The organism is Cellulomonas sp. Root137, assembly GCF_001426725.1.
Classification (GTDB): Bacteria; Actinomycetota; Actinomycetes; order Actinomycetales; family Cellulomonadaceae; genus Cellulomonas.
Genome location: NZ_LMFG01000001.1, coordinates 1,122,601 through 1,146,334, shown reverse-complemented (window position 1 = coordinate 1,146,334; position 23,734 = coordinate 1,122,601). Strand labels below are relative to the sequence as shown.

At 72.3% G+C, this 23,734-nt stretch carries 18 protein-coding genes; 12 read left to right on the top strand and 6 right to left on the bottom strand.

The window, feature by feature from the left end:
- Positions 1-2 precede the first annotated feature (2 nt).
- Positions 3-1,463: a serine hydrolase gene (locus ASD18_RS05545; RefSeq protein ID WP_082573548.1), complete on the bottom strand. Its 1,461-nt coding sequence runs from the start codon at positions 1,461-1,463 to the stop codon at positions 3-5.
- 204 nt (positions 1,464-1,667) lie between these two features.
- Positions 1,668-4,247, bottom strand: coding sequence for an ATP-dependent Clp protease ATP-binding subunit (locus ASD18_RS05540; protein WP_056087807.1), 2,580 nt, complete (start codon positions 4,245-4,247; stop codon positions 1,668-1,670).
- A 227-nt stretch (positions 4,248-4,474) separates the two neighbouring features.
- Here ASD18_RS05540 and allB point away from each other — a divergent pair, with 227 nt between their 5' ends.
- A complete protein-coding gene (gene allB, locus ASD18_RS05535; RefSeq protein ID WP_056087802.1) occupies positions 4,475-5,812 on the top strand; it encodes an allantoinase AllB in 1,338 nt (445 codons plus the stop codon).
- 4 nt (positions 5,813-5,816) lie between these two features.
- Here allB and ASD18_RS05530 read toward each other — a convergent pair whose 3' ends face one another.
- The gene (locus ASD18_RS05530; protein WP_056091626.1) at positions 5,817-6,458 is read right to left on the bottom strand and encodes a YoaK family protein; all 642 of its coding nucleotides are present in this window, start codon (positions 6,456-6,458) and stop codon (positions 5,817-5,819) included.
- 65 nt (positions 6,459-6,523) lie between these two features.
- Here ASD18_RS05530 and ASD18_RS05525 point away from each other — a divergent pair, with 65 nt between their 5' ends.
- The 6 genes from ASD18_RS05525 to ASD18_RS05500 are packed head-to-tail and all read left to right on the top strand — an operon-like array spanning position 6,524 to position 12,894.
- Positions 6,524-7,594 (top strand): acetamidase/formamidase family protein, encoded by a 1,071-nt coding sequence (locus ASD18_RS05525; RefSeq protein ID WP_056087798.1) that lies wholly within the window; start codon positions 6,524-6,526, stop codon positions 7,592-7,594.
- Entirely contained in the window at positions 7,591-9,099 is a 1,509-nt protein-coding gene (locus tag ASD18_RS05520; protein ID WP_056087794.1) for an AtzH-like domain-containing protein, read from the top strand. The genes ASD18_RS05525 and ASD18_RS05520 overlap by 4 nt, the downstream gene beginning before the upstream one ends.
- Positions 9,096-10,304: an alanine--glyoxylate aminotransferase family protein gene (locus ASD18_RS05515; protein WP_056087791.1), complete on the top strand. Its 1,209-nt coding sequence runs from the start codon at positions 9,096-9,098 to the stop codon at positions 10,302-10,304. The genes ASD18_RS05520 and ASD18_RS05515 overlap by 4 nt, the downstream gene beginning before the upstream one ends.
- Positions 10,304-11,548, top strand: coding sequence for an allantoate amidohydrolase (locus tag ASD18_RS05510; RefSeq protein ID WP_056087787.1), 1,245 nt, complete (start codon positions 10,304-10,306; stop codon positions 11,546-11,548). The genes ASD18_RS05515 and ASD18_RS05510 overlap by 1 nt, the downstream gene beginning before the upstream one ends.
- Before the next feature lie 12 nt (positions 11,549-11,560).
- The gene (locus ASD18_RS05505; RefSeq protein ID WP_056087783.1) at positions 11,561-12,367 is read left to right on the top strand and encodes a Cof-type HAD-IIB family hydrolase; all 807 of its coding nucleotides are present in this window, start codon (positions 11,561-11,563) and stop codon (positions 12,365-12,367) included.
- Positions 12,364-12,894 carry an alpha/beta family hydrolase gene (locus ASD18_RS05500; protein ID WP_056087779.1) on the top strand — a complete coding sequence of 177 codons (531 nt, stop codon included), beginning with the start codon at positions 12,364-12,366 and terminating at the stop codon, positions 12,892-12,894. The genes ASD18_RS05505 and ASD18_RS05500 overlap by 4 nt, the downstream gene beginning before the upstream one ends.
- Positions 12,895-12,999: 105 nt before the next feature.
- On the opposite strand, the gene ASD18_RS05495 is transcribed toward ASD18_RS05500, so the two are convergent.
- Positions 13,000-13,299, bottom strand: a complete 300-nt coding sequence (locus ASD18_RS05495; RefSeq protein ID WP_056087774.1) for a hypothetical protein — start codon at positions 13,297-13,299, stop codon at positions 13,000-13,002.
- 103 nt (positions 13,300-13,402) lie between these two features.
- On the opposite strand from ASD18_RS05495, the gene ASD18_RS05490 reads away from it, so the two are divergent.
- The 5 genes from ASD18_RS05490 to ASD18_RS05470 all read left to right on the top strand — a co-directional run bounded on the left by ASD18_RS05490 (position 13,403) and on the right by ASD18_RS05470 (position 21,619).
- The gene (locus ASD18_RS05490; protein WP_056087772.1) at positions 13,403-14,455 is read left to right on the top strand and encodes an aminotransferase class V-fold PLP-dependent enzyme; all 1,053 of its coding nucleotides are present in this window, start codon (positions 13,403-13,405) and stop codon (positions 14,453-14,455) included.
- A gap of 167 nt (positions 14,456-14,622) precedes the next feature.
- Positions 14,623-16,725 carry an MMPL family transporter gene (locus ASD18_RS05485; protein ID WP_056087770.1) on the top strand — a complete coding sequence of 701 codons (2,103 nt, stop codon included), beginning with the start codon at positions 14,623-14,625 and terminating at the stop codon, positions 16,723-16,725.
- A 100-nt stretch (positions 16,726-16,825) separates the two neighbouring features.
- The gene (locus tag ASD18_RS05480) at positions 16,826-19,582 is read left to right on the top strand and encodes a cation-transporting P-type ATPase (protein WP_056091624.1); all 2,757 of its coding nucleotides are present in this window, start codon (positions 16,826-16,828) and stop codon (positions 19,580-19,582) included.
- A 15-nt stretch (positions 19,583-19,597) separates the two neighbouring features.
- Complete coding sequence (locus ASD18_RS05475) at positions 19,598-21,193, top strand: MFS transporter (protein ID WP_056087767.1); 1,596 nt, start codon at positions 19,598-19,600, stop codon at positions 21,191-21,193.
- Between the two features lie 33 nt (positions 21,194-21,226).
- Positions 21,227-21,619, top strand: coding sequence for a hypothetical protein (locus ASD18_RS05470; protein ID WP_056087764.1), 393 nt, complete (start codon positions 21,227-21,229; stop codon positions 21,617-21,619).
- Here ASD18_RS05470 and ASD18_RS05465 read toward each other — a convergent pair whose 3' ends face one another.
- Both ASD18_RS05465 and ASD18_RS05460 read right to left on the bottom strand, forming a co-directional pair.
- On the bottom strand, positions 21,620-22,372 hold the full coding sequence (locus ASD18_RS05465; protein WP_056087761.1) for a PIG-L deacetylase family protein: 753 nt from the start codon (positions 22,370-22,372) through the stop codon (positions 21,620-21,622).
- Positions 22,373-22,382: 10 nt separating this feature from the next.
- The gene (locus ASD18_RS05460; RefSeq protein WP_056087757.1) at positions 22,383-22,901 is read right to left on the bottom strand and encodes an O-acetyl-ADP-ribose deacetylase; all 519 of its coding nucleotides are present in this window, start codon (positions 22,899-22,901) and stop codon (positions 22,383-22,385) included.
- Between the last annotated feature and the right edge of the window lie 833 nt (positions 22,902-23,734).

The following is a 23,734-nucleotide window of genomic DNA, read 5'->3' as shown; positions in this document are numbered from 1 at the left end:
ACTCAGCCGACCCACACCTCGTCGACCGCCTGCACCAGGCTGCCCACCAGCGGCGGGGCCGTCGTCGGACCGAAGGACGCGTTCATCCCGCTCTCCACCACGACGTCATCACCCGTGACGGTCAGGGTGGCGGTCGCGACGAACGGCGCCTCGACGAACCGCACGGTCACCACGTAGGTGTCACCCGACGTCCACGTGCCGCTGACCAGCACGTCCTCGGGGTCCCGGCGCCGGAGAGTGGTGCGGGCCAGCGCCGGTTGCGCGTGCCCGACCGTGACGATCACCGTCTCCTCGCCGTGGTCGACGGTGAGCCGGTCGTGCTCGACGCCCACCTCCAGCACCGCGTTGCGGATCCCGAGCGTGTTCGGCTCGAAGGTGATCGTCCTCCCGCTCAGCCGCTCGGCCGTGCGGGACGTGGGCGATCCGGCCGGCGGGTCGAGGCGCAGGCCCGCGAGCCGGTCGGCCAGCTGCGCGCGTCCCTCGTCGTCGGCGGGCAGAGGTCCGTCCGACAGTCCCGGAAGCAGGTGCTCCCAGACCAGCTCGAGCTGGTGGTGCATGTCCTCGACGCCCGACGTGGTCACCACGACGACGTCCTGCTCCGGCAGCACCACGCAGAACTGCCCGAACGCACCGTCGCCGCGGTAGCTGTCGTGGCGTCCGCGCCAGAACTGGTAGCCGTACCCCTGCGTCCAGTCGGGATCGGGCCCTCCGTCGTTGGGCACCTGCGCGCGCGTCGCCTCGGCCACCCAGTCCGCCGGCACCACCTGCTTCCCCTGCCAGACCCCGCCCTGCAGGTAGAGCTGACCGAACACCGCCACGTCCTCCGTGGTCGCGGACAGGCCGGAGCCACCGACGTCGATCCCCTCCGGCGACTGCTGCCAGATCGCTCCCTCGATCCCGAGCGGCTGGAGCAGCCGGGGGCCGAGGTAGTCGAGCAGCCGCTGCCCGGTGAGCCGCTGCACGATCGCCGAGAGCATGAACGTGCCCGCGGTGTTGTAGACGAAGTGCGTGCCCGGCTCGTGCTCCACCGGCCGCTCCAGGAACGCCGCGACCCAGTCCTGCGCGCCCGAGTCGAAGACCGCACCGGTGGGGTCCTCGACGTGCCCGGTCGTCATGGTGAGCAGGTCCCGCACCCGCATCCGCTGCAGGTTCGCGTCCGGCGCCGCCGGTGCCTTGTCGCCCACGTGGTCCAGCACCAGGTCGTCGACCGTGAGCAGCCCCTCGGCCACGGCGAACCCGACCGCGGTCGACGTGAAGCTCTTGCTCAGCGAGTACAGCTCGTGCAGCCGGTCGGACGCGTACGGCGCCGCCCAGCCCTCCGCGACCACCGACCCGTGCCGCAGCACCATGAGCGAGTGGAGCTCGGGCCACCCGGCGAGCGCGTCGACCAGTCGGGCGAGCGCCCGCGGGTCCACCCCCTGCTCCTCGGGTGCGGATCGGGGCAGACGGCGGTGTCCAGGCATGACCCCACCCTGTCACCAGCCGCCGACAGCTGCGCTCTGCGCGCCCATCCCGCCGCCAGTTCGTGAGTTCCCGTCGAGTTCGTGAGCCGTAGCTCACGAACTCGTCCGGAAGTCACGAAGTCGGCGCTGCGACGAGCGGCCCGGGAACGCCGAACGCCCCGGTCCGCGAGGGACCGGGGCGTTCGTCGTGCGTGCGGTGCGGGGTCAGCCCACCTGGGGCAGGGTGCCCGTGCCGCTGTCGGTGACCACCGGACCCGCTGCGGGCAGGTCGGTGCCCGAGCCCGGCGTGCCGTACGAGGCGCCGACCGCGACCGGCTCGGCCGGGTGCGCCCCGCGCGGGACGCCACGGAACGTGAACTCCCCGAGCAGACCCTCGCCCTCGGCGTCCACGATCACCAGCTGGCCGGCCTTGAGCTCGCCGAACAGGATCTTCTCGGACAGTGCGTCCTCGATGTCCCGCTGGATGGCCCGGCGCAGCGGCCGAGCACCCAGGACCGGGTCGTAGCCCTTCTCCGACAGCAGCTTCTTGGCCGCAGGCGTGATCTCGATGTCCATGTCCTTGGCCCGCAGGCGCGTGGCCAGCTTGGCGACCATGAGGTCGACGATCGCGAAGATCTCCGGCTGGGACAGCTGCGGGAACACGACCACGTCGTCGACGCGGTTGAGGAACTCAGGCCGGAAGTGCTGCTTGAGCTCGTCGTTGACCTTGGACTTCATGCGCTCGTACGACGTCGACAGGTCCCCGCCGGCCTGGAAGCCGGTCATGAGGCCCTTGGCGATGTCCCGGGTGCCGAGGTTCGTGGTCATGATGATGACGGTGTTCTTGAAGTCGACCACCCGGCCCTGCGAGTCGGTCAGGCGACCGTCCTCGAGGATCTGCAGCAGCGAGTTGAAGATGTCCGCGTGCGCCTTCTCGACCTCGTCGAAGAGGACCACCGAGAACGGCTTGCGCCGGACCTTCTCCGTGAGCTGGCCGCCCTCGTCGTACCCGACGTAGCCGGGGGGCGAGCCGAACAGCCGCGAGACCGTGTGCTTCTCCGAGAACTCGGACATGTCGAGCTGGATGAGCGCGTCCTCGTCACCGAACAGGAACTCGGCGAGCGCCTTGGCCAGCTCGGTCTTCCCGACGCCCGTGGGGCCGGCGAAGATGAACGACCCACCGGGGCGCTTCGGGTCCTTGAGGCCGGCACGCGTGCGGCGGATGGCCTGCGAGAGCGCCTTGATGGCCGCCTCCTGGCCCACCACGCGCTTGTGCAGGTTCTCCTCCATGTGGAGCAGTCGGCTGGACTCCTCCTCGGTGAGCTTGAACACCGGGATGCCCGTGGCGATCGCCAGCACCTCGGCGATGAGCTCCTCGTCCACCTCCGCGACCGCGTCGAGGTCGCCGGACTTCCAGGCCTTCTCCTTCTCCACGCGCTTGAGACCGAGCTGCTTCTCGGCGTCGCGGAGGCGGGCTGCCTTCTCGAAGTCCTGCTCGTCGATCGCCGACTCCTTGTCGCGACGCGTCTCGGCGATCTGCTCGTCGAGCTCGCGCAGCTCCGGGGGAGCCGTCATGCGGCGGATGCGCAGGCGGGCGCCGGCCTCGTCGACCAGGTCGATCGCCTTGTCCGGCAGGTAGCGGTCGTTGACGTACCGGTCCGCCAGGGTGGCGGCGGCGACCAGGGCGGCGTCCGTGATGGACACGCGGTGGTGCGCCTCGTACCGGTCGCGCAGACCCTTGAGGATCTCGATCGCGTGCGCCAGGTTGGGCTCGGCCACCTGGATCGGCTGGAAGCGACGCTCCAGGGCCGGGTCCTTCTCGACGTACTTGCGGTACTCGTCGAGCGTGGTGGCGCCGATGGTCTGCAGCTCGCCGCGCGCCAGCATCGGCTTGAGGATGCTCGCGGCGTCGATGGCGCCCTCGGCGGCACCTGCACCGACGAGGGTGTGGATCTCGTCGATGAACAGGATGATGTCGCCGCGCGTGCGGATCTCCTTGAGCACCTTCTTCAGGCGCTCCTCGAAGTCACCGCGGTAGCGGGAACCCGCCACGAGCGCGCCCAGGTCCAGCGTGTAGAGCTGCTTGTCCTTGAGCGTCTCGGGCACGTCGCCGCGCACGATGTCCTGTGCGAGGCCCTCGACGACGGCGGTCTTGCCGACGCCGGGCTCCCCGATGAGGACCGGGTTGTTCTTGGTGCGGCGGGACAGCACCTGCATGACCCGCTCGATCTCCTTCTCGCGCCCGATGACCGGGTCGAGCTTGCCGTCGCGCGCAGCCTGCGTGAGGTTGCGGCCGAACTGGTCGAGGACGGCGCTGCCCGAGGGCTGACCCTCCTGCGGACCGCCGGCGGCGACGGGCTCCTTGCCCTGGTAGCCGGAGACGAGCTGGATGACCTGCTGGCGCACGCGGTTCAGGTCCGCACCCAGCTTGTTGAGGACCTGGGCGGCGACGCCCTCGCCCTCGCGGATGAGGCCGAGCAGGATGTGCTCGGTCCCGATGTAGTTGTGGCCCAGCTGGAGCGCCTCGCGCAGCGACAGCTCGAGGACCTTCTTGGCGCGCGGGGTGAAGGGGATGTGACCCGACGGAGCCTGCTGGCCCTCGCCGATGATCTCCTGCACCTGGGCGCGCACGGCCTCGAGCGAGATGCCGAGCGACTCCAGAGCCTTGGCGGCGACACCCTCACCCTCGTGGATCAGGCCCAGGAGGATGTGCTCCGTCCCGATGTAGTTGTGGTTGAGCATCCGTGCCTCTTCTTGGGCAAGGACGACCACGCGACGGGCTCGGTCCGTGAATCTCTCGAACATGTGCACTCCTCACGAGCTGCGTGCCGGCTCCCCTGGCTGGCGCACCGGGGGACGACGGGGCGGCGTTGTTCGATGCTAACGGCGGGGTGGTGCCTGGACTGCCCGTGTTCGCCGCAGGCGTGACGACGGCCCCCGGTTGCCCGGTGTCTGCCGGTTTCCGGATCCACGCGGACGCGGTGTCGCCGGTGGCCGTAGCCTGACGCAGCAGACGACCACCGGGAGCCGCCATGACCTTGCCCGACCTCGTGGTCCGTGCCGCGCGCGCCTGGGTGGGCGGAGCGTGGCAGCCCGCACAGGTCGCGGTGACCGACGGGCACATCACCGCGCTCGACGGGCCGGTGCCGGACGGTGCGACGGTCGTCGAGCTCGGCGCCGACGAGGTCCTCCTGCCCGGCCTGGTCGACAGCCACGTGCACGTCAACGAGCCGGGACGCACCGCGTGGGAAGGGTTCGCGTCGGCCACCCGCGCCGCGGCGGCCGGTGGCGTCACGACCCTCGTCGACATGCCGCTCAACTCGATCCCGCCCACCACCACCGTCCGGGCGCTGGACACGAAGCGCGCGGCGACCGCCCGCAAGCTCACCGTGGACGTGGCGTTCTGGGGCGGGGCCGTGCCGGACAACCTCGGGTCGCTCCGGCCCCTGCACGACGCTGGCGTCCGCGGGTTCAAGGCCTTCCTCACCCCGTCCGGCGTCGACGAGTTCGGGCACCTGGATCCCGCACAGCTGGAGGCCGCGCTCGCCGAGGTGGCCACCCTCGGCAGCGTGCTGGTCGTGCACGCGGAGGACCCGGCCGACCTGCGCGGCGACGGTGCCCTCGGCGAGCGGTACGCCGACTTCCTGGCCAGCCGGCCGGCCGTGAGCGAGCGGCACGCGATCGGCCGAGTGATCGACGCGATGCGGCGCACCGGCGCCCGCGCGCACGTCCTGCACCTGTCCGACGCCGGCTCGCTCGACCTGGTCCGCGCCGCCAGGGCGGAGGGCCTCCCCCTGACCGTCGAGACCTGCCCGCACTACCTGGCACTGCGGGCCGAGGACGTGCCGGCCGCCGCGACGCAGTTCAAGTGCTGCCCGCCCATCCGCGACGCCGGCAACCAGGACCTGCTCTGGGAGGCGGTGCTCGACGGGACGATCGACGCGATCGTGTCGGACCACTCCCCGTCCACCGCCGACCTGAAGAACGGAGACTTCGGGCTGTCCTGGGGCGGCATCGCGGGACTGCAGCTCGGGCTGTCGGTCGTCTGGACCGAGGCCCGCCGGCGCGGGATCGCCCTCGAGCAGCTGCTGCCGCTGTTCACGACCGGGCCCGCGCTCGTGGCCGGGCTGGACCTGGGCGAGCTGGCGGTCGGTGCGCCCGCGCACCTGGTGGCCTTCGCACCCGACGACGAGCGCGTGGTGGACGTGCACGCCCTCGAGCACCGGAACCCGGTCTCCCCCTACGACGGCTCCACGCTCGCCGGTGCCGTGCGGACGGTGTGGCTGCACGGGTCGCCGATCGTGCAGGCGGAAGCCGTGACCGCTCCGGGCACCGGCCGCGTGCTGCTGCCGGAGGTCGCCCGTGCGTGAGCCGTCAGGCCTCGCGGTGCCGGTGCCCGAGCGCCGCCGCCACCAGCGCGAGCACCCCCGCGACCAGCATCCCCACGCCGACGCCCTGCTCGCCCCCGACCTTCAGCAGCAGCGCCCCGACGCCTGCGCCCAGCAGGATCAGCAGCACCGCGAGCGAGCGCCGCGCCCATCCGTCGCCCGCCCCGCCGGCCAGCCGGCTGTCCGCCGCGAGCCCGGTGAGCGTGGACGTGACGACCACGGTGGTCACGTCCTTGACGGCGAGCCGTCGCGCGCTCGCAGCCTGGAGCCCCATCGCGACCGCCAGCAGCGCGGTGACGACGAACGCCCACCACGTCCCCTCGACCGGCGGCGCCACGAGCGCACCCAGGCCGAGCCCGACCGCGAGCACCCCGGTGGCCGCGAAGGTGCCGCTCGTGCGGTGCGACCAGCCGGCCGGTGCGGTCCGCAGCACGCGTCCGCCCACAGCGGCACCGGCCAGGAAGCCGGCCAGCGCGAGCGCCGGGCCGAGCACGGGCAGGTCGTCGGCCCCCGCGAGACCCATGCCGAGGATGACCACGTTGCCGGTCATGTTCGCGGTGAACACCCGGTCCAGCCCGAGGTAGCCGACGGCGTCGACGATGCCCGTCGTGAACGTCAGAGCCAGCATGAGCACCAGGTGTCGGCGCGCGTCGTCCCAGGTCCTCACCGCGTCATCGTGGGGGTGCAGGACCGATGAGTGCAACGTTGCAGCCGGGCGCCGGCGAGATCCGGGCGGCGGCCTACCTGCCGTCGACCCCGCAGACCGTGCTGTGGGGACGCCTGCCCTGCGGCGCCGACGAGCCCGTGCTGCGCATCGAGCCCGGCACCGAGGTCACCATCGACACGGTGAGCCACGAGGGCCTGCTGGACGACCAGGGCAGCGACCCGCTGGCGTTCTTCACCGGCCACGGGGTGGCTGCGGGCGACGTGCTGACGGACGCGATCGAGATCGTCGACACCCTCACCCGGACGAGCACCGACGGCCCGCACGTGGTGACCGGACCGATCCACGTCGAGGGCGCCGAGCCGGGCGACCTGCTGGCGATCACCGTGCTCGAGACCACCCCCCGCGTGCCGTACGGCGTCATCTCCAACCGGCACGGCCGCGGCGCGCTCGCCGGCGAGCTGCCGCGCGGGCCGGAGAACGTGAGCGTCTTCGCCACCGTGCGCGACGGCCTGGGCTGCCTGCCCGCGGTCGAGGGCGGCGCGCGGCTGATCGAGTTCCCGCTGGCCCCGTTCCTCGGGATCATGGGCGTCGCGGTGGCCGGTGACGAGCGCCCGCACTCGGTGCCGCCCGGCGCGCACGGGGGGAACATCGACATCAACCTGCTGCAGGTGGGCTCCACCCTCTACCTGCCGGTCCAGGTGCCGGGCGCGCTGGCCTACGTGGGCGACCCGCACTTCGCGCAGGGCGACGGCGAGGTCGCGCTCACCGCGCTGGAGGCCTCCCTGCGGGTCACGCTGCGGTTCGACGTGGTGCCCGCGGTCGAGGCACTGGCGCGGTTCGGGCCCTTCGAGGGGCCGCTGGTCGAGACGCCCGAGTACCTGGTGCCGACCGGTCTCGACAAGGACCTGGACGAGGCCGTCCGGAAGTGCGTCCGGGCGGCGCTCGCCCTGCTCCAGGCGCGCTGGGGCCTCGACGAGCACCTCGCCTACGCGTACCTGTCGGCGGCCACCGACATCAACATCTCCCAGGTGGTCGACAAGGTCTGCGGGGCCCACGCCCGGATCCGCGTGGCCGACTTCGACGGGCTCGCCCGATGAGCCTGCCCGCGGACCTGCAGGAGGCGTTCGACGCCTACGAGCACGCGCTCGCCACCGACGACGTCGAGGCGCTCGACGACGCCTTCGCGCCGGGGCCCCTGACGTTGCGCGGCGACGGCGACGGGCTGCTGGTCGGGCACGACGCCATCAGCGAGTTCCGCAGCACGCGCGGCGGGATCTCCCCCCGGGTGCTGAACCGGGTGGAGTTCCGGCAGCTCGCCGACGACTGCTGGCTGATCGTCGCGACCTACCGCTACGAGGGCGGCGGCACCGGGCTGCAGACGCAGGTCTGGCAGCTCTCCGAGGGCCGCTGGCGCATCACGGCCGCGCACGTCACCGGCCGGACGAAGAGCTTCGACACGTCCGTGTGGCGCACGGTCGGCGACCCGCTGTACCAGGGTGCGTTCACGGGTCCCCTGCTGGGTCTGCGGGTCGCCGTCAAGGACATCTTCGCCGTCCGCGGCTACCGGATCGGCGCCGGCAACCCGACGTGGCTGCGCGAGGCGGCCCGCGAGCGCGAGCACGCGCCGGCGGTGCTCGACCTGCTCAAGGGCGGCGCCTCGGTCCGCGGCCTCGCCCGCACCGACGAGCTCGCCTACTCGATCGCGGGCGCCAACCCGCACTACGGCACCCCCGCCAACGGCGCCGTCCCCGGAGCGCTCCCGGGCGGCTCGTCCAGCGGGCCGGCGACCGCGGTCGCCACCGGGCAGGCGGACGTGGGGCTGGCCAGCGACACCGCCGGCTCGGTCCGTGTGCCCGCCAGCTACCAGGGCCTGTGGGGGCTGCGCACCACGCACGGGCTGGTGCCGCGGCAGGGCATGCTGCCGCTGGCGCCGTCGTTCGACACGGTCGGCTGGCTGACCCGGACGGGCGCGACCCTGGAGCACGTCGTCAGCTGGTGCCTCGAGGACGACGCGCCGCTCCTGCCCTCCCGCCGGGTGGTCCCGGTCGAGGTCCTGCAGCTGGTGGAGCCGGCCACCCGCGAGGCGTTCGACGCCTGGTGCGCGGGGACGGTCGAGGAGGTCGAGGTCGGCCCGCTCGACGAGTGGTTCGAGGCGTTCCGCGTGGTGCAGGCCGCGGAGGCGTGGCGGGCGCACGGCGCCTGGATCGACGCACACCCCGACGCGGTCGGACCCGGCGTGCGCGAGCGGTTCGCGATCGCCCGCGACGTGACCGCGGCCGACGAGGCCTCCGCCCGGGCCGACGTCGAGCGGCTCGCCGGGGTGATCCGTGCGATCGCCGACGACGCGGTCCTCGTCCTGCCGACCACCCCCGGCCCCGCCCCCGCCCGGACCGCGAGCGCCGACGAGCTCGACCGGGTCCGCGGTGCCACGTTGCGGATGACCGCGCTGGCCGGCATCGGCGGTCTGCCCGCCCTCTCCGTCCCCGCCCTCACCTTCCCGTCCGCTCTCGGGCCGGCGCCGGTCGGCGTCTGCCTCGTCGGCCCCCGCGGCACGGATCTCTCGCTCGTCCGGCACGCCCGCTCCCTCGGAGGACTCGCATGACCGCCCCGGTGAACCCGCCCGCCCGCCTGCTCATGGGACCCGGACCGGTCAACGCCGACCCGCGCGTGCTGCGCGCGCTGTCCACCCCGCTGATCGGCCAGTACGACCCCGTGATGACCGGCTACATGAACGAGACGATGGCCCTGTACCGGGAGGTCTTCGCGACGACGAACGACGCGACCCTGCTCGTCGACGGCACGTCCCGCGCGGGCATCGAGGCGGCGATCGTGTCGCTGGTGCGGCCGGGCGAGCGCGTCCTGGTCCCGGTGTTCGGCCGGTTCGGGCACCTGCTCGCCGAGATCGCGCTGCGCGCGCGGGCCGAGGTGCACACCATCGAGGTGCCGTGGGGGCAGGTGTTCCCGGCCTCCGTCATCGAGGAGGCGATCGTCCGCGTCCGCCCGCACCTGCTGGCGGTCGTGCAGGGCGACACGTCGACGACGATGCTCCAGCCGCTCGACGAGCTGGGCGCGATCTGCGCGAAGCACGGCGTGCTGTTCTACACCGACGCCACGGCGTCCCTGGGCGGCAACGCGTTCGAGATGGACGCGTGGGGCCTGGACGCTGCCACGGCCGGCCTGCAGAAGTGCCTGTCCGGCCCCTCGGGGAGCGCGCCGATCAGCCTGTCGGACAGGGCGGTCGAGGTGATCCGGGGGCGCCGCCGCATCGAGGCCGGGATCCGCGAGGAGTCGGACGAGGACACCGGCGAGCCCGTGCACTCGAACTACTTCGACCTCGGCATGGTCCTCGACTACTGGGGGCCGCGGCGGCTGAACCACCACACCGAGGCGACGAGCATGCTGTACGCCGCCCGCGAGTGCGCCCGGATCATCCTGGAGGAGGGCCGGCAGGCGGTCATCGACCGGCACGAGCGGGCCGGCCGCGCGATGCTCGCGGGGGTCCGGGGACTGGGGCTGGGGGTGTTCGGGGACGTGGCGCACAAGATGCACAACGTGGTCGCGGTCGAGATCCCGGATGGCGTGGACGGGGACGCGGTGCGCGGGGCGATGCTCCAGGACTTCGGCATCGAGATCGGCACGTCGTTCGGTCCGCTGCACGGTCGCGTCTGGCGCATCGGCACGATGGGCTGGAACGCACGCCTCGACACGGTGCTCCTGACGCTCGCCGCGCTGGAGCAGACGCTCCGGCGGGCGGGTGCCCGGGTCCCTCACGGCGGCGGCGTCGACGCCGCCTACGCGGAGGCCTGATGCTCGACGCCCCCACCGCGGCGCGCCGCATCATGGCCCGCTGCGACGAGCTCGCGGCGTACACCTCGATGACCGGCGGGATCGAGCGCGTCTACCTGTCGCCCGAGCACGCCCGCGTGAACCGGGTGGCCGCCCGGTGGATGCGCGAGGTCGGGCTCGACACGTGGCAGGACGCCGCCGGCAACCAGTGCGGCCACCTGCCCGGACGCGACCCGGACGCGCCCTCGCTCCTGCTGGGCTCGCACCTGGACACCGTGCGCGACGCCGGCCGGTACGACGGGATCCTCGGCGTGCTCATGGCGATCGAGGTGGTCCGTGCGCTGCGACCCCAGGCACCGTCCCTCCGCTTCGGGCTCGACGTCGTGGCGTTCTGGGACGAGGAGGGCGCCCGGTTCGGGACGGCGCTGCTCGGGTCGTCCGCGATGGCCGGCCGCTGGAACGAGGCGTGGTGGGACCTCACCGACGAGCACGGCACCACGCTGCGCACGGCGTTCGGCGAGTTCGGTCTGGACCCGGGTCGGATCGGGACGGCCGCGCGGTCGAGGGAGTCGCTGGCCGGGTACCTGGAGGCGCACATCGAGCAGGGGCCGGAGCTCGACGACGGCGGCGCTCCCCTGGGCGTCGTGACGTCGATCGCGAGCGCCAGACGGTTCGCCGTGCAGATCGACGGCGAGGCCCGACACGCCGGCGGGGCCCGGTACGAGAAGCGGCACGACGCGCTGCTCGGCGCCAGCGAGGTCGCGCTGGCCGTCGAGCGGCTCTGCCGCGCCGAGCACCACATCATCGGCACCGTCGGCCGCCTGGAGACCTTCCCGGGCGCGGTCAACGTGGTGCCCGGCGAGGCCCGCCTCACGGTCGACCTGCGCGGCGAGCACGACGACGACCGCGACAGGGTCTGGGGCTCCATCACGCGGGAGCTCGACGAGATCGCCGGTCGACGCGGTCTGACCTGGTCCGCCCGCGAGCTGCACGAGGCACCCGCCGTCATGTGCGACACCCTGCTCCAGGACGTGGTGCGCGCCGGGATCGAGGACACCGGCCGCCGGCACGTCCCCGCCCTGTTCAGCCGTGCGGGGCACGACGCCATGGCCATCGGAGCGGTCACCGGCGTCGGCATGCTGTTCCTGCGCAACCCCGACGGCATCAGCCACCACCCGGACGAGGACGTCAGCCTGGCGGATGTGGAGACCGGCCTGCGGGCGCTGACCGCGACGGTCGAGCACCTCGCACGCGAGACCTCCTGAGAGGATCGGTCGGTGGAACCCCTCGTCTTCGACCCCGTCCCCGACATCCGGCTCATCGCGGTGGACATGGACGGCTCCCTGCTGGACGACGAGAAGCGGATCCACGACGACTTCTGGCCGCTCCTCGACGAGCTGGACCGCCGCGGGATCCGCCTGTGCCCGGCGAGCGGCCGGCAGTACGCGACCCTGCGCCGGCAGTTCGGCCGCGACGAGCTGGTCTACATCGCGGAGAACGGCTCCTACGTGGTCCAGCACGACGAGGAGATCAGCTCCGACGGCCTCGACCTGGGCACCGCGCGCAAGGCCGTCGAGACCGTGCGGGCGGCGAGCCACCTCGACCTGGGGACCGTGCTGTGCGGCAAGCGGTCGGCCTACGTGGAGCGCACGGACGACGCGTTCCTCGACCACGCGACGCCCTACTACGCCAAGCTCGAGCACGTCGACGACCTGACCGTGGTCGACGACCAGATCCTCAAGGTGGCCGTCTACGACTTCGGCTCCGCGGTGACGGGTGCGGGCCGGCTGCTGCAGCCGTTCGACGGGCTGGTCTCGGGCGAGCACTGGGTGGACGTGATGAGCCCGACCGCCGACAAGGGCCACGCGCTGCGAGCCGTGCAGGCCGCGCTCGGGGTCACCGCGGAGCAGACCATGGTGTTCGGCGACTACTTCAACGACATCGGCATGCTCGACGCGGCGTACTACTCGTTCGCCATGGACAACGCGCACCCCGAGGTCCGCGCGCACGCCCGGTTCGTCGCACCCGCCAACACCGCCAACGGCGTGGTCCGGACGATCACCTCGGTGCTGGGCCTGCGATGACCGTCGCCGGGCTGCTGCTCACCCCGGGGTTCGGCGGAAGTCGCGACAGCCCCGCGCTCGTCGCCGTCGAGACCGCCGTCGCCCCGCTGCCCGTGCTCCGGCTCGACCTCCCGAAGACCGCGGCACCGGCGATCGCCGCGGTCCGGGCGCAGGCCGAGGCGTTCGCGTCGTCACTCGGCGTCGGCACCGAGGCCCTGGTGCTCGGCGGCCGCTCGTTCGGCGGTCGGATGTGCTCGATGGCCGTCGCGGAGGGCCTGCCCGCCGCCGGACTGGTCCTGCTCTCCTACCCGCTGCACCCACCGGGCCGCCCGGACAACCTCCGCACGGCGCACCTGCCCGACCTCCGCGTCCCGGTCCTGGCGGTCTCGGGCACCACCGACCCGTTCGGCTCCCCCGAGGAGCTCACCACCCACCTGTCCGTGATCCCGGGTCCCGTCACCACCGTCTTCGTTCCCGGCACGCACACGCCGACGAGCGATACCGCTGTGGCCACCGCGGTCCGCGACTGGCTCAGCACGCTCGCGTGAAGACTTCGTCGCGCCCGGAGGAACGAAGTCCTCACGCGAGTGGTCAGGGGCGCGCGGAGCGCCTGCCCCGGGGGGACACGGTGCAGGACGCGTTGAGCCGCTCCCTCAGAGCTCGTTCGACCGGTCGGCGTCGGCGCCCTGGACGACCGCGGGGACCACGCCGCGCTCCTCCAGGACGCGCACGACGAACGAGGCGGCGACCATCGACGCCCCCACCCACACGGCGATCGAGATGACGGCCTCGAGCCAGCCGAAGACGTCGACCACCCCGAAGCCGTAGACGTCGACACTGAAGGGGAACGCGTTCATGAGGGCGTAGAACGCCGGCTGGACGACGAGCCTGGCGCCGAGCGCCACGACCACGCCGGTCCAGAGGATGCGGCGGGCGGTCCAGTACGGCGGCATGGCGGTGGCTCCTTCGTCGGCGACGGTGCGGGCGACACGCTAGCGAGAGGAGCGCAGACGCGGGCGCCATTCGGCGCGACCGCGGGCTGAGACGATCGTCGGCATGGACTCCCTGACCGTGCTGCGCTCCGCGTTCGCCCCCGTGCCCGGCTACCTCGACGCGGCCACGTGCGGGCTGCCGGCCCGGGCGACCGTGGACGCGATGCGCGGCGCCCTGGACACCTGGCAGGCCGGCAAGGCCGACCTCGCGGTGTACGACGAGGCGGTCAGGGCCTCGCGCGCCGCCTTCGCCCGGCTGGTCGGGGTCGACCTGTCATGGGTGGCGACCGGCTCGCAGACGTCCGCGCTGGTCGGCATGGTCGCGTCGAGCGTGCCCGACGGCGCCGAGGTGCTCGTGGTCGACGGCGACTTCGCCTCGGTCGTCTTCCCGTTCCTGGTGCACGCCGACCGCGGCGTCACCGTCCGGCAGGTGCCGCTGGAGTCGCTGGCCGACGAGGTCCGGGCGTCCACCCACACCGTCGCGTTCTCCCTCGTGCAGTCGCGCGACGGCCGGATCGCCGACGTCGACGCGATCCGCACGGCGGCCGCCGCGACCGGGGCCGTGACCGTCTGCGACGTCACGCAGGCCGCCGGCTGGCTGCCCGTGGACGCGACGCTGTTCGACGTCACGGTCTGCGCGTCCTACAAGTGGTTGTCCGCCCCACGCGGCACCGCGTTCCTGACGGTCCGCCCCGAGCTGCTCGACCGCCTCCGACCGACCAGCGCGGGCTGGTACGCGGGCGAGGAGATCTGGTCGTCGGTCTACGGCCCGCACATGGTGCTCGCCACGGACGCCCGACGGCTGGACGTGTCCCCCGCCTGGCTCTGCTGGGTGGGCGCGGTCCCCGCGCTGGAGCTCGTCGCGGACGCACCCGCGGACGACGTCCGTCGCTACACGGTGGGCCTCGCCGACTCCTTCCGTGCCGGGCTCGGGATGGCGCCCGCCGGGAGCGCGATCGTGGCCCTGCCCGACGACGAGGCCGGTTCCCGACGAGCCCTCCTCGCGGCCGGCGGCACCCGGGCGGCCGGCCGGGGCGGCGGCGTCCGGCTCGCGTTCCACGTCTGGAACGACGCCGACGACGTGGCGCGCGCCGTGACTGCCCTGGGCAACTCCTGAGGGGAACCTGAGGGTCGATTCGGGGGTATCCCCTATATCCCTGGGCCCGGCGACCTCGAAATCCTAGGATCGCTCACAGCACCGAGACCGGCGTCCGCCGCGGTATCTCCGGGCAGGCGGCCCGCCCCTTTCCAGTCGTCGTCGACATCCCCTGCAAAGGAACACCCATGTCTCAGGTCGCCGGATGGATCACCCATCGCTACCTCAAGTTCGCCGTCATCGTCTTCTGGCTCGTCGTGGTCGCGCTCCTCGGGCCCCTCGCGGGCAAGCTCACGGGCGCACAGGACAACGACGCCAAGTCCTGGCTGCCCGCCAACGCCGAGTCGACCGAGGTGCTCGACGTCGCGGGCAGCTTCGTGTCCGCCAACACGATCCCCGCGGTCATGGTCTACGAGCGCTCGTCCGGCCTCACGCCCGACGACCTCGCGGCCATCGCGGCGGACGCAGCGGAGTTCGGCACGCTCGACACGCTGGACGGCGAGGTCGTCGGCCCGATCCCGTCGGAGGACGGCCAGGCCGCGCAGATCATCGTCCCGCTCGACCTCGGGTCCGACGGCTGGAACCTCGCCGCCGACGCCGTCGTCGACCTGCGGGCCACCGCGGAGGACGGCCCCGACGGTCTCGACGTCTACGTGACCGGTCCGGCGGGCTCAGCCGCGGACTCGTCCGAGGCGTTCGAGGGCATCGACGGCACGCTGCTGTACGCGGCGGTCGCCGTCGTCATCGTCATCCTGCTCATCACGTACCGCAGCCCGATCCTGTGGATCCTGCCGGTCATCTCCGCGGGCGTCGCGCTCACCGTGTCGCAGGCGCTCATCTACCTGCTCGCCGACAACTACGACCTCACCGTGAACGCGCAGAGCGCCGGCATCCTCACGGTCCTCGTGTTCGGCGCGGGGACGGACTACGCCCTGCTCCTGGTCGCCCGCTACCGCGAGGAGCTGCGCAAGCACGGCGACCGGCACGAGGCGATGGCCCTGGCCCTGCACCGCGCCAGCCCGGCGATCATCGCCAGCGGTGCCACGGTGGCCATCGGCATGCTCGCCCTGCTGTTCGCGACGATGAACTCCACGGCCGGCCTCGGCCCGGTCGCCGCGATCGGCATCGGCGTGGCCCTGCTCGTCATGCTCACCCTCCTGCCGGCGCTCCTGGTCACCTGCGGCCGCTGGATCTTCTGGCCGCGCACCCCCAAGCTCGGCGACAGCGAGCCGTCCGAGCACGGCTTCTGGGCGCGCGTCGGCGGCCGGATCGAGCGCCGGCCCCGGGCGACGTGGATCGGCACGTCCGCGGCGCTCCTCGTCGCGTGCGTCGGCATCGTGGCGCTCAACGCGACCGGGCTGACCACCGAGGAGTCGTTCCGCGGCGAGCAGCCGTCGATCGTGGGCGAGAAGGTGCTCTCCGCGCACTTCCCCGGCGGCGCCGGCTCCCCCGTCGTCGTCATCGCGGACGCGGACCACGCCACCGACGTCGCCGCGGTCCTCGCGGACGTCGAGGGGATCGACCCGGCGAGCGTCTCCGAGCCCGTCGTGCTGGACGACCTCGCGTACATCGAGGGCACCCTGACGTCCGCACCCGACGCCGACGAGGCCTACGACACGGTCGACCGGGTGCGCGAGGCGGTGCACGCGGTGCCCGACGCGGACGCGCTGGTCGGCGGCACGACGGCGGTCAACCTCGACGTCCAGCGGGCCTCGGCCGACGACAACCGGCTGATCATCCCGATCATCCTGCTCGTCGTGTTCGTCATCCTCATGGTCCTGCTGCGGGCGATCGTGGCGCCGCTGGTGCTCGTCGGCACCGTCGTGCTCTCGTTCGGCGCCGCCATCGGCATCAGCGCGCTCGTGTTCAAGTACGTGTTCGGCTACGCCGGCGCGGACACGTCGTTCCCGCTGTTCGTGTTCGTGTTCCTGGTCGCCCTGGGGATCGACTACAACATCTTCCTCATGACCCGGGTGCGCGAGGAGGCCCTGCGGATCGGGCATCACCGTGGCTCCCTGGTCGGCCTGGCAGCCACCGGCGGGGTCATCACCTCGGCCGGACTGGTCCTGGCGGGGACGTTCGCGGTGCTCGGCACGCTGCCCCTGGTGGCGTTCGCCGAGATCGGGTTCGCCGTGGCGTTCGGCGTGCTGCTGGACACCCTCATCGTGCGATCGGTGCTGGTCACGGCGCTGAACCTCGACATCGGCAAGACGATGTGGTGGCCCAGCGCGCTGAGCAAGCAGAAGGAGCCCGAGCCCGCGGAGCAGCCCGTCGCGGTCCCCGTCTCCTGACCCGCTGACCCGAGATGCCCGGATCCTCCGCGATCCGGGCATCTCGCGCTAGCGTGGCCGCACGAGCGTGCACCACTCGTCGCAGCTTGAGGAGCTCTCGGTGACAGATACTCTCAGCAGCACTGAAGCTCCCACCCGGTGGTGGGCGCTCGACCCCGAGGCCGCGAGCGCGCAGCTCGGCACGGACGTCGGGGCCGGCCTGACCACGGCGGAGGTGACGACCCGCCGAGAACGCTACGGACCCAACACGCTCACCGCGCAGGCCGCACCGTCGGTGTGGTCGGTGGTGCTCGCGCAGCTGCGCGACCCGATGAACATCATGCTCGTCGCGGTCGCCGCGGTGAGCGCCGCGATCGGGCAGGGCTCGACCGCGCTCATCGTCGGGTTCCTGGTCGTGGTGAACGTGGTCATCGGCGCGCGGCAGGAGATGCTCGCGCGCAAGAGCGTCGACGCGCTGGCCACCATGCAGGAGCCGCAGTCGCGCGTGCGGCGGGACGGCGCCCTGGTGCAGATCCCCGCGCACGAGCTGGTCCCGGGCGACATCGTCGAGCTCGAGGCCGGCGACATCGTGCCCGCCGACGGCCGGCTGCTGCGGACCGCCACGATGGAGACGCAGGAAGCGGCGCTGACCGGCGAGAGCACCCCGATCGGCAAGGACGTGATCACCCTCGCCGACGCGGAGGTCCCGCTCGGCGACCGCGCCAACATGGCGTTCCAGAACACGTCGGTCACCCGCGGCACCGGCACGATGCTGGTCACCGCGACGGGCATGACGACGCAGATCGGCAACATCGCCACCCTGCTGTCGTCGGTGGAGAAGACGAAGTCGCCGCTCCAGCGCGAGCTCGACAAGCTGACCAAGGTGCTCGGGGTCATCGCGTGGAGCGCGGTGGCGGTCATCGTGCTCATCGGGGTCCTGCGCGGCCAGTCGCCGAGCGACCTGCTGTTCCTGGCGACCGCGGTCGCCATCTCCGCGATCCCCACGGGTCTGCCGACGTTCGTGCAGGCCATGCTCGCGTACGGAGCCCGTCAGCTGGCCGACGCGAAGGCCGTCGTCGCCAACCTCAACGACGTCGAGACGCTGGGGGCGACCAGCTCCATCAACTCCGACAAGACGGGGACGCTGACCCTCAACGAGATGACGGTCACCGCGCTGTACACGATCGGTCAGCACTTCACCGTCGAGGGCAGCGGGTACGCGAAGACGGGCCGCATCCTGCAGACGGCGGGCGCGGACGTCCCGGATCTGACACCGCTCGCGTACGGCCTGTGCCTGGCCAGCGACGCGACGGTGTCCGACTCCGGCGGCGTCATCGGCGACCCGACCGAGGCCGCGCTCGTGGTGCTCGCCGCGAAGCTGGGGATCGACGCGGAGGAGAGCCGCCGGACGTACCCCCGCGTCGCGGAGGTGCCGTTCGACTCGGCCTACAAGTTCATGGCCACCGCGCACTGGCTGCCCTGGCGGGGCGACCGGTCGCTCGTCGAGGTGGTCAAGGGCGGCCCGGACGTGGTCCTGCAGCGCTGCACGCACGCCCTCGCCGGTCCCGGCCAGACCGTCCCGCTGGAGGACATGCGCGCCGACATCGAGGCGGAGATGGAGCGGCTCGCCGAGCAGGGTCTGCGCACGCTCGCCTTCGCGACGCGGTTCCTCACGCCGGCCGACGAGGCCGCCCTGGTGGCCGACCCGATGTCCTACGTCGAGGACCTGGTGTTCGTCGGGCTGGTCGGCATCGTCGACCCGCTGCGGCCCACCGCCAAGGTGGCAGTCGACATCGCGCTGAAGGCCGGCATCGAGGTCCGCATGATCACCGGCGACCACGCGGTGACCGCGAGCGCGATCGGCAAGCAGCTCGGGCTCGGCCCGGGAGCGATCAGCGGACCCGAGCTGGCTGCCCTCACCGACGAGGAGCTGCTCGAGCGGCTGCCGAACCTGCACGTGTTCGGCCGCGTCACCCCCGAGGACAAGCTCCGGCTGGTCCAGCTCATGCAGAAGCAGGGCCTGGTGGTCGCCATGACGGGCGACGCGGTCAACGACGCCGCCGCGATCAAGCAGGCCGACATCGGCGTCGCGATGGGCTCCGGCAGCGAGGTCACCAAGCAGGCAGCTCGCCTGGTGCTCACCGACGACAACTTCAGCACCCTGGTGCACGCCGTCGAGCTGGGCCGCAGCATCTACCAGAAGATCACCGCGTACATCCGCTTCCAGATGAGCCAGCTCATCGGTCTGGTGGTCCTGTTCCTGGCGGCCAGCGTCTTCGACATCGCCGACGGTGTCGCGATGACCCCGATGATGGTGCTGTTCCTCAACTTCTTCGTCTGCGTGTTCCCCGTGATCGCCATCATGCTCGACCCGGTGGGACCCGGGATCATGGACCGGGCGCCGCGCGACCCGGACGTCGGGATCACCAACGGCCCCGCCGTGCGCCGCTGGATCATCAACGGCGCGATCCTGTGCATCGCCTCGGCGATCCCGCTGGTGCTCGGTCCGGACACCCCGGCCGCCGACCACCCGACGGCGTCGATGACGATGGCATTCGTCGTCATGGGACTCGGTTCGGTCCTGTCCGGCCTCGTCCTGCGCCGCGAGCCGGAGTCCGGCCTGGCCGCTCCGGTGCTGACCGCGGTCAAGGTGCTCTCGGTGCCGGTGATCCTCGTCGTGCTGGCCACCGAGCTGGGCTTCCTGCAGCGCTGGCTCACGACGCAGCCGCTCACCGGGTCCCAGTGGCTCGCCTGCCTGGGGCTCGCCCTGCTGCTGCCCGTCGTCGCGGAGGTCGACAAGGTGCTCATGCGCCGCAGGGCCACCCGGCCCGTGCTCGCTCCCCCGGAGGCGGTGAGCCCGGCGCGCGCCCGGGCCTGAGACGAGGGGATCGACATGACCACCACACCGGAGGACGACACCGCGGCATCCGCGGGGAATCCCCGACTCGCCATCCTGCTGGCGATGGCGATGTTCGTCCTCGTGGTGGACACGTCGCTGATGAACGTCTCGATCTCCGCTGTGGTCCGCGACCTCGACACGACCGTCAGTGGCGTGCAATCCGCGATCGCCCTCGAGGCGCTGGTCTCGGCCGCGTTCATCCTCATCGGCAGCAAGATCGGCGACCTGTTCGGCCGCAAGAGGGCCTACGTGGTGGGCCTGCTCGCCTACGCCGTCGGTGCCCTGGCCATGACCCTCGCGCAGAGCCTGGCGGCCATCGTCGTCTTCTGGGCCGTCATCGGCGGGCTCGGTGCCTCGCTGCTCCTGCCGGCGATGCAGTCGCTCATCCACGGCAACTTCGCCGGTGCGGCCCAGCGCAAGGCGTTCGCCCTGGTCGGCGCGGCCGCGGCGATCGCGGCGGCGGTCGGCCCCTTGCTCGGCGGATTCATCACCACGTACCTGTCCTGGCGGCTGGCGTTCCTGCTCGAGGTCGTGATCATCGCCGTCGTGCTCTCGGGGATCCGCCTGGTCAAGGACGTCCCGTACACGGGATCGCGCCACATCGACGGTGTCGGTGCCGTGCTCTCGGTGCTCGGCATGGGCGGCGTCGTGCTCGGCATCCTGGTCTGGCAGGAGGGTGGCGAGTCGGTGGCCGCGATCCTGGCCGTCGGCGTCGTGGCGCTCGGCTCGCTGGTCGTGTGGCTCCGCCGGCGCAGGCGGCTGGCGCAGCCGACCCTGATCGACCCCGACCTGTTCGCCTCCAAGGTGTTCCGGTTCGGGATCACCGAGCAGTCGCTCCAGCAGATCGCCCTCGGCGGCACCATGATCGCGCTGCCCATCTACCTGCAGGTGGTGCTGGAGTACAGCGCGATGGGGGCCGGCCTGTCGATCGCACCGCTGTCGCTGAGCATGTTCGCCGTCGCGCTCGTCGCGGGGAAGAAGGCCGGCACCCGTAACCCGAGCGGCATCATCCGGTGGGGGTTCACGCTCCTGCTCGTGGGCGTCGCGGCCGTGATCCTCGTCGTGCCGCGGGCGGACTCCGGCTGGTGGCTGGTGGTCCCGCTGCTCGTCGCCGGGTCCGGGCTGGGCCTGCTGGTGTCGCAGCTGAACAACTACACGCTGGCGCCGATCTCCGAGGAACGCGTCAGCGAGGCCGCGGGGATCAACTCCGCCGCCGGGTCGTTCGGGCTGTCCTTCGGCCTGGCGTTCGCGGGCGCGATCCTGCTGGCCGCGCTCTCGACGATCTTCACGTCGATGACGTCCGAGAGCACGGTGCTCGACGCCTCCGAGCAGACGCAGGTCGCGCAGGCGCTCGAGCGCGACGTGCAGGTGGTGAGCACCACGCAGCTCGAGGAGCTGCTCGCCGACCAGCCGGAGGAGACGCAGGACGAGATCATCCGGATCAACACCGAGGCCCGGCCGCTCGCCCTGCAGATCGCCATGCTCGTCCCGCTGGTCGCCGCGCTCGCCGGCCTGCTGGTCTCGTTCCGCATGGCCAGGCTCCCCTACGCGCCACCAGCCGCACCCGTCGAGGCCGCGGTCTGGGGATGAGACAGGCAACGCCCCTCCTTCGGAAGGACAGACATGACTGAGACCCGGAACTCGTTCGCGGTGGGACTGACCGTCTTCGCCGCGGTCCTCATGCTGCTCATCGGGACCTTCCAGGCCGTCGAGGGCCTGGTCGCCCTGCTCGGTGACACGCTCTACGTGGTCGGTCCGGAGTGGACGTTCTCGTTCGACGTGACGACGTGGGGCTGGATCCACCTGATCACCGGGATCGTCGTCGCCGTGGCCGGGTACTTCCTGCTCACGGGAGCGGTGTGGGCGCGCAGCATCGCGGTGTTCCTGGCTGCCCTCAGTGCCCTGCTCAACTTCCTGTGGCTGCCGTACTACCCGGTCTGGAGCGTCATCGTCATCGCGCTGAACGTGTTCGTGATCTGGGCGCTGACGGCCCACGGCCGCGACATCACCAGGTAGTCAGTCGCCGATCATCGGCGGCGGCGCCTGCAGGTCGTAGGCGCGGAACAGGACGGCGTGCTCGACCCCCATCGCGCGTCCCTGCATGCCCGCGATCATCGGGAGCATGTCCCGGGGAGCGGGGTGCCCGGGCAGCCCGGCGAGGTACTCGGCGTGGGCCTCCAGCGACGCGATCCCGGCCTGCAGCGCGTCGCCGGTCACGTCCACGCCGTGCGTCGGCCGGGGGTCGCCGCCCACCAGCAGCCAGCGCACCTGCCAGGGCTCGAGGGCGTCGTCGTCCAGCAGCTCGGTGAACACCCACCGGTTGCCGGCGTCGCGCACCGCGTCGAGCGTGGCCAGGCCGGCGACGCGGTGGTCGGCCATGTTGAGCCCGGCCACGAACTCGACCTCCCACGACCCGGTGAGCACCACGTCGGGCCGGTACTCCCGGATGCGCCGGGCGATGTCCCGCCGCAGGGGCAGCCCGTACTCGAGCACCCCGTCGGGGTGCTCCAGGAACCGCACGTCCGTCACGCCCACCGCGGCGGACCCGGTGACCTGCTCGCGGGTGCGGACCTCGCGGGTGCGGTCCGGCGGCGACGCGTCCATGCCGGCCTCCCCGCGGGTGAGCACCAGGTAGGCGACCTCGACCCCGCGTGCCGTCCAGACGGCCACCGCCGAGGAGGTGCCGTACTCCACGTCGTCGGGGTGGGCCACGACGCACAGCACGCGGCGGAACTCGGTATCCGGCAGCGCCGGCAGCAGCTCGGGCATGGTCGCGACGCTAGCGGGCGTCGAGCACCGTCCGGAAGGCCTCCAGCGCCCGCGGGGAGAAGAGCACGAACCGCACGAGGTCGACGCCGGGAGCGTCTCCGTGGTCGCGCACCGCCCTGACGGCGACCTCCGCGACCTCCTCGACCGCCCAGCCGTAGACGCCGGCGCTCACGGCGGGGAACGCGACGGTGCGCGCACCGAGCCGGCGCACGAGCTCCAGCGACCGCGAGAAGCACGACGCGAGCAGGGCGGGATCGGTCTGCCCGGCGTGCCGGTTGGGCCCGACCGTGTGCACCACCCACCGCGCGGGGAGCCGGAACCCGGGGGTCGCGACGGCGTCGCCCACGGGCAGCCCGTCGGGCAGCGTGGTCCGCCGCAGCTCCCGGCACGCCGCCAGCAGCTCCGGACCGGCGGCGGCGTGGATCGCACCGTCCACGCCCCCACCGCCGAGCAGGGACGAGTTCGCCGCGTTGACGACGACGTCGACGTCCTGCGTCGTGATGTCGCCCCGGACCGCCTCGATCAGCACCCGGCCATCATGACTCGCGGACATGGGTAAGGCCCCTCGGACGCTTACTCCGAGGGGCCTTCACCGGTGCTCAGGCTACAAGGCGGGTGTGCGCGGACGGGTGAACGACACGCGGCTCGTCCACAAATTCTGTCCACAGCCCTGTGTTAACCGGATGTTTCCGCAGGTGAACCTGTGGACAAGGTTGTGGGCACAGCGGTGGACAAAGAAAGGTCCAGGAAGCCCTTGTGGCCCCTTCCCCTGGAGGACTAGAAATCTCACATCGAGATCGACAGATCGAGAACCGCAGGTGAAGGACCCCACCCGGGTCGACTGAAACCGCAGGTCAGGTGGGCTCTTCGGAGTCCACGTGGACCGGGTCGACGATCGCTCGGACAGGACCGGAACCTCGACGCACGAGCCCCTTCGGGGACGCGAGCAGGCGGCGCAGAACGCCCTTCGGGGAGGTGGCGCCGGTGGGGACAGGCTGTGGATGTCGGGCCGACCGGAGAACGGACGACCACATCGTCGTGGCAACACGACGACCCGCGGATGACGACGCGGGGGTCGTCAAGGCGCCGGTTGGTTGCTCGCAGTCGTCCCGCCCACGGCGGGCCACAGGCGTCGGAACCCCTCGGGGTGACCATGCCGGTGGCGAACCGGGGTGACGGGACGTAGCCGCACCGTCAGCGCGGCGTCGGTCCCCGGTCCGCCGGAGACGGAAGACCTGCGAACACGGTAGGGCCCCTCGGACGCTTACTCCGAGGGGCCCTCTCCGTGTGACACGACCGTTCGGGGTGCCGGCCCTCCGCGGGCGGTGAGTCCAGATCACCACGGCCGCGGCGCTGCGGCCA

What these genes read in the sequence shown, in the direction of transcription:
- ASD18_RS05545 (WP_082573548.1), bottom strand. Translation starts at nt 1,463, where the DNA reads ATGCCTGGACACCGCCGTCTGCCCCGATCCGCACCCGAGGAGCAGGGG.
- ASD18_RS05540 (WP_056087807.1), bottom strand. Translation starts at nt 4,247, where the DNA reads ATGTTCGAGAGATTCACGGACCGAGCCCGTCGCGTGGTCGTCCTTGCC.
- allB (WP_056087802.1), top strand. Translation starts at nt 4,475, where the DNA reads ATGACCTTGCCCGACCTCGTGGTCCGTGCCGCGCGCGCCTGGGTGGGC.
- ASD18_RS05530 (WP_056091626.1), bottom strand. Translation starts at nt 6,458, where the DNA reads ATGCTGGCTCTGACGTTCACGACGGGCATCGTCGACGCCGTCGGCTAC.
- ASD18_RS05525 (WP_056087798.1), top strand. Translation starts at nt 6,524, where the DNA reads ATGAGTGCAACGTTGCAGCCGGGCGCCGGCGAGATCCGGGCGGCGGCC.
- ASD18_RS05520 (WP_056087794.1), top strand. Translation starts at nt 7,591, where the DNA reads ATGAGCCTGCCCGCGGACCTGCAGGAGGCGTTCGACGCCTACGAGCAC.
- ASD18_RS05515 (WP_056087791.1), top strand. Translation starts at nt 9,096, where the DNA reads ATGACCGCCCCGGTGAACCCGCCCGCCCGCCTGCTCATGGGACCCGGA.
- ASD18_RS05510 (WP_056087787.1), top strand. Translation starts at nt 10,304, where the DNA reads ATGCTCGACGCCCCCACCGCGGCGCGCCGCATCATGGCCCGCTGCGAC.
- ASD18_RS05500 (WP_056087779.1), top strand. Translation starts at nt 12,364, where the DNA reads ATGACCGTCGCCGGGCTGCTGCTCACCCCGGGGTTCGGCGGAAGTCGC.
- ASD18_RS05495 (WP_056087774.1), bottom strand. Translation starts at nt 13,299, where the DNA reads ATGCCGCCGTACTGGACCGCCCGCCGCATCCTCTGGACCGGCGTGGTC.
- ASD18_RS05490 (WP_056087772.1), top strand. Translation starts at nt 13,403, where the DNA reads ATGGACTCCCTGACCGTGCTGCGCTCCGCGTTCGCCCCCGTGCCCGGC.
- ASD18_RS05485 (WP_056087770.1), top strand. Translation starts at nt 14,623, where the DNA reads ATGTCTCAGGTCGCCGGATGGATCACCCATCGCTACCTCAAGTTCGCC.
- ASD18_RS05475 (WP_056087767.1), top strand. Translation starts at nt 19,598, where the DNA reads ATGACCACCACACCGGAGGACGACACCGCGGCATCCGCGGGGAATCCC.
- ASD18_RS05470 (WP_056087764.1), top strand. Translation starts at nt 21,227, where the DNA reads ATGACTGAGACCCGGAACTCGTTCGCGGTGGGACTGACCGTCTTCGCC.
- ASD18_RS05465 (WP_056087761.1), bottom strand. Translation starts at nt 22,372, where the DNA reads ATGCCCGAGCTGCTGCCGGCGCTGCCGGATACCGAGTTCCGCCGCGTG.